Below are 12676 nucleotides of genomic sequence, written 5' to 3'. Positions count from 1 at the left end.
CGCTGGTTCTCACTCACGTGAGCCTTGCGGAACGAATGATTTCGATTGGTTCCCGGACGTACCGGCAACTACTTGGCCTTCTCGAGGATCTCCACGACGCGCCAGCGCTTGGTCGCCGACAGCGGCCGGGTCTCCATCAGGAGGACGCGGTCGCCAGTACCGGCGGCGTTCTGCTCGTCGTGCGCCTTCAGCTTGCTGGTGCGACGGATGACCTTGCCGTACAGCGCGTGCTTGACCCGGTCCTCGACCTGGACCACGACGGTCTTGTCCATCTTGTCGCTCAGCACCAGGCCCTCACGGGTCTTGCGGCGGCCTCGCGTCTCGGTGGTCGTGCTCACGGTCTCGTCCTTCGCGTTCTCGGTCATGCCTTGCTCCCAGCCTTCTCGCTGTCGTCCGCGGTCTCCTCGACCTCAGCCTCGGCCTCAGCAGCCGGGGCGTCGACCTCGTCGGTGATGCCGAGCGCCCGCTCGGTCAGCACCGTGTAGATGCGGGCGATGTCCTTGCGGACGGCGCGCAGCCGGCCGTGGGACTCCAGCTGGCCCGTGGCAGCCTGGAACCGGAGGTTGAACAGCTCCTCCTTGGCTTCGCCGAGCTTGCTCATCAGCTCGTCCCGGCCCAGGTTCCGCAGCTCGGCGGCAGTCTGGATAGCCATCAGTTCTCACCTGCCTCTCGGGCGATGAAGCGGCACTTCATCGGCAACTTGTGGATCGCGCGGCGCAGGGCCTCACGAGCGATGTCCTCCGGTACGCCGGACAGCTCGAACAGGACCCGGCCGGCCTTGACGTTGGCGATCCACCACTCCGGCGAACCCTTACCGGAACCCATCCGGGTCTCGGCCGGCTTCTTGGTCAGCGGGCGGTCGGGGTAGATGTTGATCCACACCTTGCCGCCACGCTTGATGTGCCGGGTCATCGCGATACGCGCGGCCTCGATCTGCCGGTTGGTGACGTAGTGGTTCTCCAGCGCCTGGATGCCGAAGTCACCGAAGGCCAGCGTCGTACCACCCTTGGCAGCGCCGGAGCGCTTCGGGTGGTGCTGCTTGCGGTGCTTGACCTTGCGGGGGATGAGCATGGTTCAGCTCTCCGTTCCGGTCGTCTCAGCGGGCTTGTCGGCAGCGGGGGCGGTCGCCTCGGCCCGGGGGGCCTCGGCGCGGTCTCCACCACGGCCACCGCGGTCACCACGGTCGTCCCGACGGTCGTCGCGGCGGCCACCACGGCCGCCACGGTCGTCGCGGCGGGCCGGCCGGCGCTGCTGAGTGGCGGCGCGGGCCGCGGCCTGCGCCTCGCGCTCGGCCCGGGAGCCGGCCACGTCACCCTTGTAGATCCAGACCTTCACGCCGATCCGGCCGAAGGTCGTACGGGCCTCGTAGAAGCCGTAGTCGATGTCCGCGCGGAGCGTGTGCAACGGCACCCGGCCCTCGCGGTAGAACTCCGACCGCGACATCTCCGCGCCACCGAGGCGGCCGGAGCACTGGATCCGGATGCCCAGGGCGCCGCCACGCATGGTGGTCTGCATCGCCTTGCGCATCGCGCGGCGGAACGCCACGCGGCCGGACAGCTGCTCGGCCACGCCCTGCGCGACCAGCTGGGCGTCGACCTCGGAGTTCTTCACCTCGAGGATGTTCAGCTGCACCTGCTTGCCGGTGAGCTCCTCCAGGCCGCCCCGGATCCGGTCCGCCTCGGCGCCACGGCGACCGATGACGATGCCCGGACGGGCGGTGTGGATGTCGACCCGGACGCGGTCACGGGTGCGCTCGATCTCCACGCGGGAGATGCCGGCGCGCTCCATGCCCTTGCTCAGCAGGCGGCGGATCTTGACGTCCTCGCCCACGTAGTCCTTGTACAGCTTGTCGGCGTACCAACGGCTCTTGTGATCGGTGCTGATGCCGAGACGGAACCCGTGCGGGTTAACCTTCTGGCCCACGTCAGGACTCCTTCTTCTCAGCGGACTTCTTGGCAGCCGTCTTCTTGGCGGTCGCCTTCTTGGCCGGCTTGTCGGCGGCCTCGGCCTTGTCGGCCGCGGCCTTCTTCGCCGGCGCCTTCTTGGCCGTGTCGGCCTTCTTGGCAGACTTCTTCGCCGGGGCCTTCTCGGCCGGCTTGGCCGGCTCTTCCTCGACCCGCGGCGTCACGACCACGGTGATGTGGCTGGTCCGCTTGTCGATCCGGGTGGCCCGGCCCTGGGCACGCGGGCGGTGACGCTTCAGCGTCGGACCCTCGTCCACCAGGACCTTGGTCACGACCAGGTCGGCCCGGCTCAGGTGCTCGGTGCCCTCGGCGTTCGCCGCGGCGCTGTCGACGACCTTGTACACGGTCGCGGCAGCGGCCTGCGGGGCGAACTTCAGAGTGGCGAGTGCGTCGTCGACGCCCAGACCGCGCACCAGGTCACCCACGCGGCGCGCCTTCATCGGCGTCACGCGGACGAAGCGCGCGACCGCGAAGGCCCCGGGCTCGTCGCCCAGCAGGCTCTCGCGACGGGCACTGACGGCCCTACGCTCTTGAACGCTCATGATGTTCGAATCTCTCCGTAGGTTGCTATCGCTTCGTCACTGACTAGGTCAGCGACGCCGTGACTTCCGGTCGTCCTTCTCATGACCCCTGAACGTGCGGGTCGGGGCGAACTCGCCGAGCTTGTGCCCGACCATCGCGTCCGTCACGAACACCGGCACGTGCTTGCGGCCGTCGTGCACCGCCAGCGTGTGGCCGATCATGTCCGGCACGATCATCGATCGGCGGGACCAGGTCTTGATGACGTTCTTGGTGCCCTTCTCGTTCTGCACCTCCACCTTCTTCATCAGGTGGTGGTCGACGAACGGGCCCTTCTTCAAGCTGCGTGGCATTCTGGCCGGCTCCTATCAGCGCTTCTTGCCGGCCTTGCGGCGCCGGACGATCATGCGGTCGCTTTCCTTGCGGGTGCGGGTACGCCCCTCGGGCTTGCCCCACGGGGACACCGGGTGTCGACCACCCGAGGTCTTGCCCTCACCACCACCGTGCGGGTGGTCGACCGGGTTCATCGCGACACCGCGGACGGTCGGGCGCTTGCCCTTCCAGCGCATCCGGCCCGCCTTGCCCCAGTTGATGTTCGACTGCTCGCCGTTGCCGACCTCACCGAGGGTGGCGCGGCAGCGTACGTCGACCATCCGGACCTCGCCGGACGGCATCCGCAGGGTGGCCATCCGGCCTTCCTTCGCGACCAGCTGGATGCTGGCACCGGCCGAGCGGCCCATCTTGGCGCCGCCACCCGGACGCAGCTCGACGGCGTGCACCGTGGAGCCGACCGGGATGTTGCGCAGCGGCAGGTTGTTGCCGATCTTGATGTCGGCGGCCGGGCCGTTCTCGACGATCGTGCCCTGCTTCAGGTTCGACGGGGCGAGGATGTAGCGCTTCTCGCCGTCCACGTAGTGCAGCAGCGCGATCCGCGCGGTGCGGTTCGGGTCGTACTCGATCTCCGCGACCTTGGCCGGCACGCCGTCCTTGTCGTACCGCTTGAAGTCGATCAGCCGGTACGCCCGCTTGTGACCGCCACCGTGGTGCCGGGTGGTGATCTTGCCGGTGTTGTTCCGGCCGCCCTTCTTGGGCAGCGGACGCAGCAGCGACTTCTCGGGGGTCGAACGGGTGAGCTCGACGAAGTCGGCCACGCTCGAGCCACGGCGGCCCGGCGTTGTCGGCTTGTATTTGCGGATACCCATTACGACTGGCCTCCGAAGATGTCGATGCGGTCGTCACCCTTGAGGGTCACGATCGCCCGCTTGGTGTCCGGGCGCTTGCCCCAGCCGGCACGAGTCCGGCGGCGCTTGCCCTTGCGGTTGATGGTGTTGACGTCGCTGACCTTGACCTTGAACACCTTCTCGACCGCGAGCTTGATCTCGGTCTTGTTGGCGTTCGGGTCCACCTCGAACGTGTACTTCTGCTCGTCCAGCAGGCCGTAGCTCTTCTCGCTCACGACCGGCCGCAGCAGCACGTCCCGCGGATCCTTGTTGACTCCGTGGCTCATGCCTCAACCTCCTGCTCGGCCTCGGTCGACGTGGCGACGGCCTTGACGGACTTGCCCTGGGGCGCGCCGGCGACGAAAGCGTCGAGGGCACCCTGGGTGAACACGACGGCATCGCTGCACAGCACGTCGTACGCGTTCAGCTGGTCGGCCGCGATCAGGTGCACGTGCTGCACGTTGCGCAGGCTCAGCCAGGTGAGCTCGTCGGCCCGCTCGACCACGACCAGGACCTTGCCCGGCTCGGTCGCGGCGGCCAGCACGTTCAGCGCGGCCTTGGTGGACGGCTTGTCACCGTCGACGAACTTCTCGACCACGTGCACGCGGCCGTCACGGGCCCGGTCCGAGAGCGCACCGCGGAGCGCGGCGGCGATCATCTTCTTCGGGGTCCGCTGGCTGTAGTCACGCGGCACCGGGCCGTGGACGACGCCACCACCGGTGAACTGCGGCGCGCGGATCGAACCCTGGCGGGCGCGACCGGTGCCCTTCTGCCGGTACGGCTTGGTGCCACCGCCGGAGACCTCGCCCCGGGTCTTGGCCTTGGCCGTGCCCTGGCGGGCCGCGGCCAGCTGGGCCACGACAACCTGGTGGATCAGCGGGATGTTGACCTGGACGTCGAACAGCTCGGCCGGAAGCTCGGCGGAGCCCTTCTTGCTGACCTTGTCGCCCTTCATGACGACGACGTCGACCGAGCTCATTTCTGGGCTCCCTTCACAGCTGCGCCCTTGGCGGCGTTGCGGATCAGCACGAGGCCGCCCTTGGGACCGGGCACCGCACCCTTCAGCAGGATCAGGCCGCGGTCGGTGTCGACCGCGTGCACGGTGATGTTCTGCGTGGTGACCTGCTCGGAGCCCATCCGGCCCGCCATCCGCAGGCCCTTGAAGACCCGGCCCGGGGTGGCGCAGCCGCCGATGGAACCCGGCGAGCGGTGCTTCTTGTGGACACCGTGGGTGGCGCGCAGGCCGTGGAAGCCGTGCCGCTTCATCACACCGGCGAAGCCCTTGCCCTTGCTGGTGGCGGACACGTCGACCCGCTCACCGGCCTCGAAGGCCTCGGCCTTGATCTCCTGACCCAGCGTGTACTCGCTGGCGTCGGCGGTGCGCAGCTCCAGCAGGTGGCGCCGCGGCGTCACGCCGGCCTTGTCGAAGTGGCCGCGCATCGGGCTGGTGACCTTGCGGGGGTCGATGTCGCCGAAAGCGATCTGGACGCCGTCGTACCCGTGGCTGTCCGAGGTGCGAACCTCGGTCACGACGCACGGGCCGGCCTGGATCACGGTGACGGGGACGACACGGTTGTTCTCGTCCCAGGTCTGGGTCATGCCGAGCTTGGTGCCCAGCAGACCGCGCGTGTTCTTGGTCGCTGTGTTCATGGATGTGGGGCTCATTGGTTGTTCGCGTCCCTCAGAGCTTGATCTCGATGTCGACACCGGCCGGCAGGTCGAGCCGCATCAGCGAGTCGACGGTCTTCGGCGTGGGGTCGATGATGTCGATGAGCCGCTTGTGGGTGCGCATCTCGAAGTGCTCGCGGCTGTCCTTGTACTTGTGCGGCGAGCGGATGACGCAGAACACGTTCTTTTCCGTCGGCAACGGCACCGGGCCAGCAACCTTCGCACCAGTACGCGTCACCGTGTCGACAATCTTGCGTGCCGAGCTGTCGATGACCTCGTGGTCGTAGGCCTTCAGCCGGATGCGGATCTTCTGTCCCGCCATCGCTTCGCTTCGTCCTTCTCTATCGTCAACGTCTGCGTTGCTCCGACCCCCGCGGTCGGGTGTGTCGCGCGCGCGGAACGCACGTGACTCACCGCTTCATCGACCTGGAATGGTGATCGGGGCCTGGTCTCGGACCAGAACCTCGGCATGGTCTCCGGTCCGGCGCACCCGCCAGACGCACAGTCTGGGGCGCGCCCCGGCGGCCTCGCCTGAGCAACCTGAATATTGTGCCAGAGATCGGCGCCGAAACGCCAATCGGGTGGCTTCACGCCTGATCCGGGGCCTCCTGAGCACCGGATCAGGCGCAAAGCAGAGGTCCGCGGGGCTCAGGATGCGAGCCCTCGCGGACCTCGTGGGATCACTTGAGGATCTTGGTGACCCGGCCGGCGCCGACGGTGCGGCCACCTTCGCGGATCGCGAACTTCAGGCCCTCTTCCATGGCGATCGGCTGGATCAGCTCGACCGACATGTCGGTGTTGTCGCCCGGCATGACCATCTCGGTGCCCTCGGGCAGCGTGACGACGCCGGTGACGTCCGTGGTGCGGAAGTAGAACTGGGGCCGGTAGTTCTGGAAGAACGGCGTGTGACGGCCGCCCTCCTCCTTCGACAGGATGTAGACCGAAGCGTCGAAGTTGGTGTGCGGGGTCGTGGTGCCCGGCTTGATGACAACCATGCCGCGCTCGACGTCCTCGCGCTTCGTGCCACGAAGCAGCAGACCGACGTTCTCACCGGCCTGGCCCTCGTCGAGCAGCTTGCGGAACATCTCGATACCGGTGACCGTGGTGGTCTGCTTCTCCGGACGGATGCCGACGATGTCGACGGTCTCGTTGATCTTGACGACACCGCGCTCGATCCGGCCGGTGATGACCGTACCGCGACCGGTGATGGTGAAGACGTCCTCCACCGGCATCAGGAACGGCTTGTCGACCTCGCGCTCCGGCTGCGGGATGTAGGAGTCCACCGCGTTCATCAGCTCGAGGATCGACTCGCCCCACTTGGCGTCGCCCTGCAGCGCCGGGTGAGCGGCGACGCGGACGATCGGCGCGTTGTCGCCGTCGAACTCCTGCTCCGAGAGCAGCTCGCGGACCTCGAGCTCGACGAGCTCCAGGATCTCCTCGTCGTCGACCATGTCGCACTTGTTCAGCGCCACGACCATGGCCGGCACGCCGACCTGGCGGGCGAGCAGAACGTGCTCACGCGTCTGCGGCATCGGGCCGTCGGTGGCGGCGACGACCAGGATCGCGCCGTCCATCTGAGCCGCACCGGTGATCATGTTCTTGATGTAGTCCGCGTGACCCGGGCAGTCGACGTGGGCGTAGTGCCGGGCCTCGGTCTGGTACTCGACGTGCGCGATGGAGATGGTGATACCGCGCTGACGCTCTTCGGGCGCCTTGTCGATCTGATCGAAGGCCGATGCCTCGTTGAGCGTCGGGTACTTGTCGTGCAGCACCTTGGTGATCGCCGCGGTAAGAGTGGTCTTACCGTGGTCGATGTGACCGATGGTGCCGATGTTGACGTGCGGCTTAGTCCGCTCGAACTTCGCCTTCGCCACTGGGGCCCTCCTAGTTAAATGTTGACTACGCCGTACGCCGACGCGCTTGGGGTGTGGTGGTCAGGAGCGAGAGACTACTCGCCCCGGGCCTTCTTGATGATCTCTTCCGCCACGTTCTTCGGAACCTCGGCGTAGGAATCGAACTGCATCGAGTACGACGCGCGGCCCTGCGTCTTGGAACGCAGGTCACCGACATACCCGAACATCTCCGACAGCGGCACCAGGGCCTTGACGACCCGGCTGCCACCGGGGCCCTCGTCCATCGACTGGATCTGGCCACGGCGGGAGTTGAGGTCGCCGATCACTTCACCCATGTAGTCCTCAGGGGTGGTGACCTCGACCGAGAACATCGGCTCGAGGATGACCGGAGTCGCCCGGCGGGCCGCGTCCTTGAAGGCCATCGAACCGGCGATCTTGAACGCGAGCTCGGAGGAGTCGACGTCGTGGTAGGCGCCGTCGGTCAGCGTGACCTTGACGTCCACCATCGGGTAGCCGGCCAGTACGCCGAACTCCATCGCTTCCTGCGCGCCCTCGTCCACCGACGGGATGTACTCCCGCGGGATCCGGCCACCGGTGACGGAGTTGACGAACTCGTAGCCGCCTTCGCCGCCGGCCTCGACCGAGGTCGGCTCGATGTTGATGATCACGCGCGCGAACTGACCCGAACCACCGGTCTGCTTCTTGTGCGTGTAGTCGACCTTCTCGACCTTCTTCTTGATCGTCTCGCGGTAGGCGACCTGCGGCTTGCCGACGTTGGCCTCGACGCGGAACTCGCGCTTCATCCGGTCGACCAGCACCTCGAGGTGCAGCTCACCCATACCGGCGATGATCGTCTGGCCGGTGTCCTCGTCGGTCCGGACCTGGAAGGTCGGGTCCTCCTCGGCCAGCCGCTGGATCGCGACGCCCAGCTTCTCCTGGTCGCCCTTCGACTTCGGCTCGATGGCGACCGAGATGACCGGGGCCGGGAACTGCATCGACTCCAGCACGACCGGCTTGGCCGGGTCGGCCAGCGTCTCACCGGTGGTGGTGTCCTTCAGACCCATCACGGCGACGATGTGGCCGGCGCCGATCGACGCGATCTCCTCACGCTTGTTCGCGTGCATCCGGTAGATCTTGCCGATCCGCTCCTTGCGCCCCTTGGTGGGGTTCAGGACCTGGGTGCCGGTCTCGAGCTTGCCCGAGTACACCCGGATGAAGGTCAGCTTGCCCAGGTGCGGGTCGGCGGCGATCTTGAACGCCAGCGCCGAGAACGGCTCGGTGTCGTCCGGCTTGCGCAGGACGACCTGCTCGCTGTCCTTGACGTCGTGGCCCTCGATGGCCGGAACGTCGAGCGGGCTCGGCAGGAACGCGTTGATCGCGTCGAGCAGGGGCTGGACGCCCTTGTTCTTGAACGCGGTGCCGGTCAGCACCGGGGTCAGCTTGCTCGCGATCGTCGCGCGCCGGATACCGGCCACGATCTGCTCCTCGGTGGGCGCTTCGCCCTCGAGGTACATCTCCATGATGTCGTCGTCGGCCTCGGCCAGCGTCTCGATCAGCTTGTCGCGCCACTCGGCGGCGATCTCGGTGTGGCTGGCCGGGATCTCCTCGACCGTGTAGTCCTCACCCATCTTCGTCTCGCCACGCCAGGTCAGCGCGCGCATCCCGATCAGGTCGACGACGCCGATGAAGTCGGCCTCGGCACCGATCGGCAGCTGCAGCACCAGCGGCACCGCGGCCAGCCGGTCGACGATCATGTCGACACAGCGCATGAACTCCGCGCCGGTCCGGTCCAGCTTGTTGACGAAGCAGATCCGGGGAACGCCGTACCGGTCCGCCTGACGCCAGACGGTCTCGGACTGCGGCTCCACGCCGGCGACACCGTCGAAGACCGCGACGGCACCGTCAAGAACGCGCAGCGAGCGCTCCACCTCGACGGTGAAGTCGACGTGCCCGGGGGTGTCGATGATGTTGATGGTGTGGTCTTTCCAGGTCGCGGTCGTCGCGGCGGACGTGATCGTGATGCCGCGCTCCTGCTCCTGCTCCATCCAGTCCATCGTGGCGGCGCCGTCGTGGACCTCACCGATCTTGTAGGTGATACCGGTGTAGAAGAGGATCCGCTCGGTCGTCGTCGTCTTGCCGGCGTCGATGTGAGCCATGATCCCGATGTTGCGGACCTTGGCCAGGTCGGTGGTGATTTGTACGGCCACCTCGGTGGTCTACCTCTCGATTCTGTACTGCAGTCAAAGGGTGAGCGCTGGGGTCCGGATCGGACCCCGGATCACCAGCGGTAGTGGGCGAAAGCCTTGTTGGCTTCGGCCATCTTGTGCGTGTCCTCGCGGCGCTTGACCGAGGCTCCCAGGCCGTTGGAGGCGTCCAGGATCTCGTTCATCAGGCGCTCGGACATCGTCTTCTCGCGACGAGCCCGGGAGTACGTCGTCAGCCAGCGCAGCGCCAGCGTGGTGGACCGGCCCGGCTTGACCTCGATCGGCACCTGGTAGGTGGCACCACCGACACGGCGGCTCTTCACCTCGATGCTCGGCTTCACGTTGTCCAGCGCACGCTTCAGCGTGATCACCGGGTCGGTGCCGGTCTTGGTCCGGGTGCCCTCGAGCGCGGTGTAGACGATGCTCTGCGCGATCTGCTTCTTGCCGTCGACCAGGATCTTGGAGATCAACTGGGTGACGAGCGGCGAACTGTAGACCGGGTCGATGATGACCGGACGCTTCGGGGCGGGGCCCTTGCGCGGCATTAGCTCTTCTCCTTCTTCGCGCCGTAACGGCTGCGCGCCTGCTTGCGGTTCTTCACACCCTGGGTGTCAAGCGAACCGCGGATGATCTTGTACCGGACACCCGGCAGGTCCTTCACACGACCGCCACGCACGAGCACGATCGAGTGCTCCTGCAGGTTGTGGCCGACGCCGGGGATGTACGCGGTGACCTCGATGCCGCTGGTCAGGCGGACACGCGCGACCTTGCGAAGGGCCGAGTTCGGCTTCTTCGGCGTGGTCGTGTAGACGCGCGTGCACACACCGCGACGCTGAGGGGAACCCTTCAGGGCGGGCGTCTTGTTCTTGGACACCTTGTCCTGGCGGCCCTTGCGGACCAGCTGCTGAATGGTGGGCACCGCGTAGGTCTCTTTCTGTCGTCCGGCTTTCTTCTGCTCTGCTTTTGCTGACCCCCGCGGTCGGGTGTGTCGCGTGCGCACGGGCGTACCGAAGCCGTAATCTTCCAGACTGTCGGCAGGAGTCCCGTGCCACGCGCGCAACCCGTTCGACCAGGGGCACGCATGACGGCCCAGGATGACCCGGGCACGATCGTTAAGACTAGCGGCTGCCTCAAGCACGGTCAAAATGACTGACCGCACGGGCCTGAGGCTGGTCCGCTCCTCCAGTTTACAGGGTCTACGGAGTGGCCCGGCCGGCCAGGAAAGCGGATGCCACCGCCTGGTCTCCCTCGACCGTCAGGACGCTCCCCGGCAACCGCTTCCAGAGGCACAGGTCGAGCTCCGCGGCAGTCCCCGAGATGACCGCCTCGCCGGCCGCCGAGCCTCGGTCCAACCGGGGCGGATCCCCTTCTGACACAGGCGTCAGCGTCCACTCGTCGCCGGTGTCAGTCGCCCGTACGCCGATCTGCCGGGTGACCGCCGGCGCGACCCGCCGGGCCAGCATCCGCGGCAGGAAGACCCCGAACACTTCGTCCACTCCGTCGGCCGCGAGGGTCGCAGGTACGACGGCCAGACCACTGGCGGCCTGCCGATCCGGGGTCACGCCGGCCTGAATCGCGTCCACGAGGTGGATGGCTGTCTCATGCACGCGCCGCCGGGACCAGAATCCCGCGTACTGCGCGACCGGGGCGAAGTTCCAACACGGCTCGTCCGGATCGACGGCCCGGATCGCGGCAGCCAGCGCCGCGGTCGTACCGGCATACCAGTCGCTCCAGGAGATCGTCGTACGCAGAACCTCCGGGACCCGCTGCGAGGTGCCGCTGAGCAGGATGGACGCCGCCCAGCGCTGGCCGGAACCGAGGTGCAGGGCCAGGTCGGCCAGCGTCCAGCCTGGGCAGGCCGGCACCTCGGACGCCGGGTCGGCCTGGTCGAGGACGGCCGCGAGCTCCGCGGCCGTCCGCTCGAACTCGGCCGGGTAGTCGATCGGTCCGTCAGGCACGGAGCTCGACGTCGGTGATCAGTCCCTCGGAGACGCGGTACAGCGCGATCATCGGGACCCCTGCGCCGGTGTCGTAGGCCAGCACGTGCTCGACCACCCACTCGCCGAGCATCAGCTTCTGCACGACCTCGGTCTTGCACCGGCCGGCCGCGAACCGTGATCCGTAGTACTCACGCAGGAACCGGCGGCCCTTCAGTTCGGTGCCGTCCGCGAGGTGGATCCGGGCGGTCGGCGAGTACATCGCCAGGAACGCCTCCAGGTCGTGCGCCGCGTACGCCGCGTGCTCGCGCCCCACCACCCGGGCAGCCGGGGTGTCCACCGGAACGGCGGGAGTGGTCGGAAGAGGATCGAGCGTCGGAACCGGAGCGGTCGGCGCCGGCTGACTGGCAGGCGCAGCCGGAGTCGGAGTCGGACTCGGGAGATCCATCAGCGGTTCGGCCGCGGCCGGCGTACGCGCAGCAGCGGTCTTTCGGGATGCCGGGGCGCTCTTGGCCCGGGTCTTGGTGGTGGTCGTCGGTGAGGTGGATGCCGTGGTCACGCCGTCCGGGTCCTCGCCCAGGTGGGCGATCGCCCAGTCCAGGGCCTTGGTGACGGCGGCGCGTGATTCTTCGGTGTGGTCGAGCATGTCGAACCCGTGGTGCCCTTTCGGTACGTCGATGATGTCCAGCGCGCTGCCACCTGCGGAGACGAACTCCGCGACCGGACCGGCGAGTTCCTCACGCTCGCGTCCGGCTCGAGTGAGCAGCACCGGCAGATCCTTGTGTTTCCCGATCACTTCGGCGGCGGTGACCAGGTCGTCGACACCGGGCGGGGTGGCGAGCAGGGGGTAGGTCAGGGCGATGCAGCGCAGCCAGTCGGGGCGGCTGTCCAGCCACTCCCCGGCCAGCAGGCCCGCACCCGAGAAGAACCACAGCCCAACCCGATCGGGGTCGACCCGTGGATCAGAACGCAGTACGCCGATCGCAGCCTCCACCTCGTCCGCGGCGGTGACCAACTGGTCGAAGCCGCGAATCAGGCTGTGGTCGACGACTGCGGCCACCAGGCCTCGCCTGGCGACAGCGGTCGCATAGCCCTTGTAGACCGGCCAGTCCCGTGGTGTGGCCACGAGCTCGGCTGGTCCAGGTCCCCCGTGCACGAACAGCATCGCACCCGTCCGGGCAGTCCCGGCCGGGCGGTAGATGTCGATCTCTCCGAGCCTGTCCACCCGCACGTCGGGCCCGTCCAGTACCCCCAGGACGAAAGGCCGCAGATAGGCCGGGAGATCCGTCATGGACCAATCTTGGCCTATCA

The 12676-nt window shown here is 67.6% G+C and carries 16 protein-coding genes and 1 pseudogene; all 17 read right to left on the bottom strand.

The genetic code is table 11. The features are described from left to right. Positions 1-68: 68 nt before the first annotated feature. The 17 genes and pseudogenes from rpsQ to E0H75_RS09840 all read right to left on the bottom strand — a co-directional run bounded on the left by rpsQ (position 69) and on the right by E0H75_RS09840 (position 12656). Positions 69-365 carry a 30S ribosomal protein S17 gene (rpsQ, locus tag E0H75_RS09920; RefSeq protein ID WP_131512852.1) on the bottom strand — a complete coding sequence of 99 codons (297 nt, stop codon included), beginning with the start codon at positions 363-365 and terminating at the stop codon, positions 69-71. Next, complete coding sequence (gene rpmC / locus E0H75_RS09915) at positions 362-652, bottom strand: 50S ribosomal protein L29 (RefSeq protein ID WP_131512851.1); 291 nt, start codon at positions 650-652, stop codon at positions 362-364. Before rpmC ends, rpsQ begins: the two co-directional genes overlap by 4 nt. Further along, on the bottom strand, positions 652-1071 hold the full coding sequence (gene rplP / locus E0H75_RS09910) for a 50S ribosomal protein L16 (protein WP_131361007.1): 420 nt from the start codon (positions 1069-1071) through the stop codon (positions 652-654). The genes rpmC and rplP overlap by 1 nt, the downstream gene beginning before the upstream one ends. Positions 1072-1074: 3 nt before the next feature. Beyond that, positions 1075-1923 (bottom strand): 30S ribosomal protein S3, encoded by an 849-nt coding sequence (rpsC, locus tag E0H75_RS09905; protein ID WP_131512850.1) that lies wholly within the window; start codon positions 1921-1923, stop codon positions 1075-1077. 112 nt (positions 1924-2035) lie between these two features. Beyond that, positions 2036-2506 (bottom strand): annotated as a pseudogene (gene rplV, locus E0H75_RS09900) (50S ribosomal protein L22); the annotation flags it as partial. A gap of 48 nt (positions 2507-2554) precedes the next feature. Continuing rightward, a complete protein-coding gene (gene rpsS, locus E0H75_RS09895; protein WP_131512848.1) occupies positions 2555-2836 on the bottom strand; it encodes a 30S ribosomal protein S19 in 282 nt (93 codons plus the stop codon). Between the two features lie 15 nt (positions 2837-2851). After that, the gene (gene rplB, locus E0H75_RS09890) at positions 2852-3685 is read right to left on the bottom strand and encodes a 50S ribosomal protein L2 (protein ID WP_131361014.1); all 834 of its coding nucleotides are present in this window, start codon (positions 3683-3685) and stop codon (positions 2852-2854) included. Next, a complete protein-coding gene (gene rplW, locus E0H75_RS09885; RefSeq protein ID WP_131512847.1) occupies positions 3685-3990 on the bottom strand; it encodes a 50S ribosomal protein L23 in 306 nt (101 codons plus the stop codon). The genes rplB and rplW overlap by 1 nt, the downstream gene beginning before the upstream one ends. Next, a complete protein-coding gene (gene rplD, locus E0H75_RS09880; protein WP_131512846.1) occupies positions 3987-4682 on the bottom strand; it encodes a 50S ribosomal protein L4 in 696 nt (231 codons plus the stop codon). Before rplD ends, rplW begins: the two co-directional genes overlap by 4 nt. Continuing rightward, positions 4679-5353, bottom strand: a complete 675-nt coding sequence (gene rplC / locus E0H75_RS09875) for a 50S ribosomal protein L3 (RefSeq protein ID WP_131512845.1) — start codon at positions 5351-5353, stop codon at positions 4679-4681. The genes rplD and rplC overlap by 4 nt, the downstream gene beginning before the upstream one ends. Before the next feature lie 31 nt (positions 5354-5384). Continuing rightward, positions 5385-5693 carry a 30S ribosomal protein S10 gene (rpsJ, locus tag E0H75_RS09870; protein WP_012923688.1) on the bottom strand — a complete coding sequence of 103 codons (309 nt, stop codon included), beginning with the start codon at positions 5691-5693 and terminating at the stop codon, positions 5385-5387. Positions 5694-6051: 358 nt separating this feature from the next. Beyond that, positions 6052-7245 carry an elongation factor Tu gene (gene tuf, locus E0H75_RS09865; RefSeq protein WP_131512844.1) on the bottom strand — a complete coding sequence of 398 codons (1194 nt, stop codon included), beginning with the start codon at positions 7243-7245 and terminating at the stop codon, positions 6052-6054. A 74-nt stretch (positions 7246-7319) separates the two neighbouring features. Further along, positions 7320-9380 (bottom strand): elongation factor G, encoded by a 2061-nt coding sequence (fusA, locus tag E0H75_RS09860; RefSeq protein ID WP_238162938.1) that lies wholly within the window; start codon positions 9378-9380, stop codon positions 7320-7322. A 122-nt stretch (positions 9381-9502) separates the two neighbouring features. Further along, on the bottom strand, positions 9503-9973 hold the full coding sequence (rpsG, locus tag E0H75_RS09855) for a 30S ribosomal protein S7 (RefSeq protein WP_131361025.1): 471 nt from the start codon (positions 9971-9973) through the stop codon (positions 9503-9505). After that, positions 9973-10347: a 30S ribosomal protein S12 gene (rpsL, locus tag E0H75_RS09850; protein ID WP_012923692.1), complete on the bottom strand. Its 375-nt coding sequence runs from the start codon at positions 10345-10347 to the stop codon at positions 9973-9975. The genes rpsG and rpsL overlap by 1 nt, the downstream gene beginning before the upstream one ends. A gap of 277 nt (positions 10348-10624) precedes the next feature. Next, the gene (locus E0H75_RS09845) at positions 10625-11386 is read right to left on the bottom strand and encodes a maleylpyruvate isomerase N-terminal domain-containing protein (RefSeq protein ID WP_131512842.1); all 762 of its coding nucleotides are present in this window, start codon (positions 11384-11386) and stop codon (positions 10625-10627) included. After that, a complete protein-coding gene (locus E0H75_RS09840) occupies positions 11379-12656 on the bottom strand; it encodes a nuclear transport factor 2 family protein (protein WP_131512841.1) in 1278 nt (425 codons plus the stop codon). Before E0H75_RS09840 ends, E0H75_RS09845 begins: the two co-directional genes overlap by 8 nt. Positions 12657-12676: the final 20 nt, after the last annotated feature.

It is taken from the genome of Kribbella capetownensis (assembly GCF_004331485.1).
GTDB classification, from domain to species: domain Bacteria; phylum Actinomycetota; class Actinomycetes; order Propionibacteriales; family Kribbellaceae; genus Kribbella; species Kribbella capetownensis.
This window is presented reverse-complemented; position numbering and strand designations above follow the sequence as displayed.

Excerpts from the sequence above, each read along its gene's own strand:
- rpsQ (WP_131512852.1), bottom strand. The coding sequence starts at position 365 with ATGACCGAGAACGCGAAGGACGAGACCGTGAGCACGACCACCGAGACG.
- rpmC (WP_131512851.1), bottom strand. The coding sequence starts at position 652 with ATGGCTATCCAGACTGCCGCCGAGCTGCGGAACCTGGGCCGGGACGAG.
- rplP (WP_131361007.1), bottom strand. The coding sequence starts at position 1,071 with ATGCTCATCCCCCGCAAGGTCAAGCACCGCAAGCAGCACCACCCGAAG.
- rpsS (WP_131512848.1), bottom strand. The coding sequence starts at position 2,836 with ATGCCACGCAGCTTGAAGAAGGGCCCGTTCGTCGACCACCACCTGATG.
- rplB (WP_131361014.1), bottom strand. The coding sequence starts at position 3,685 with ATGGGTATCCGCAAATACAAGCCGACAACGCCGGGCCGCCGTGGCTCG.
- rplW (WP_131512847.1), bottom strand. The coding sequence starts at position 3,990 with ATGAGCCACGGAGTCAACAAGGATCCGCGGGACGTGCTGCTGCGGCCG.
- rplD (WP_131512846.1), bottom strand. The coding sequence starts at position 4,682 with ATGAGCTCGGTCGACGTCGTCGTCATGAAGGGCGACAAGGTCAGCAAG.
- rplC (WP_131512845.1), bottom strand. The coding sequence starts at position 5,353 with ATGAACACAGCGACCAAGAACACGCGCGGTCTGCTGGGCACCAAGCTC.
- rpsJ (WP_012923688.1), bottom strand. The coding sequence starts at position 5,693 with ATGGCGGGACAGAAGATCCGCATCCGGCTGAAGGCCTACGACCACGAG.
- fusA (WP_238162938.1), bottom strand. The coding sequence starts at position 9,380 with ATGGCTCACATCGACGCCGGCAAGACGACGACGACCGAGCGGATCCTC.
- rpsG (WP_131361025.1), bottom strand. The coding sequence starts at position 9,973 with ATGCCGCGCAAGGGCCCCGCCCCGAAGCGTCCGGTCATCATCGACCCG.
- E0H75_RS09840 (WP_131512841.1), bottom strand. The coding sequence starts at position 12,656 with ATGACGGATCTCCCGGCCTATCTGCGGCCTTTCGTCCTGGGGGTACTG.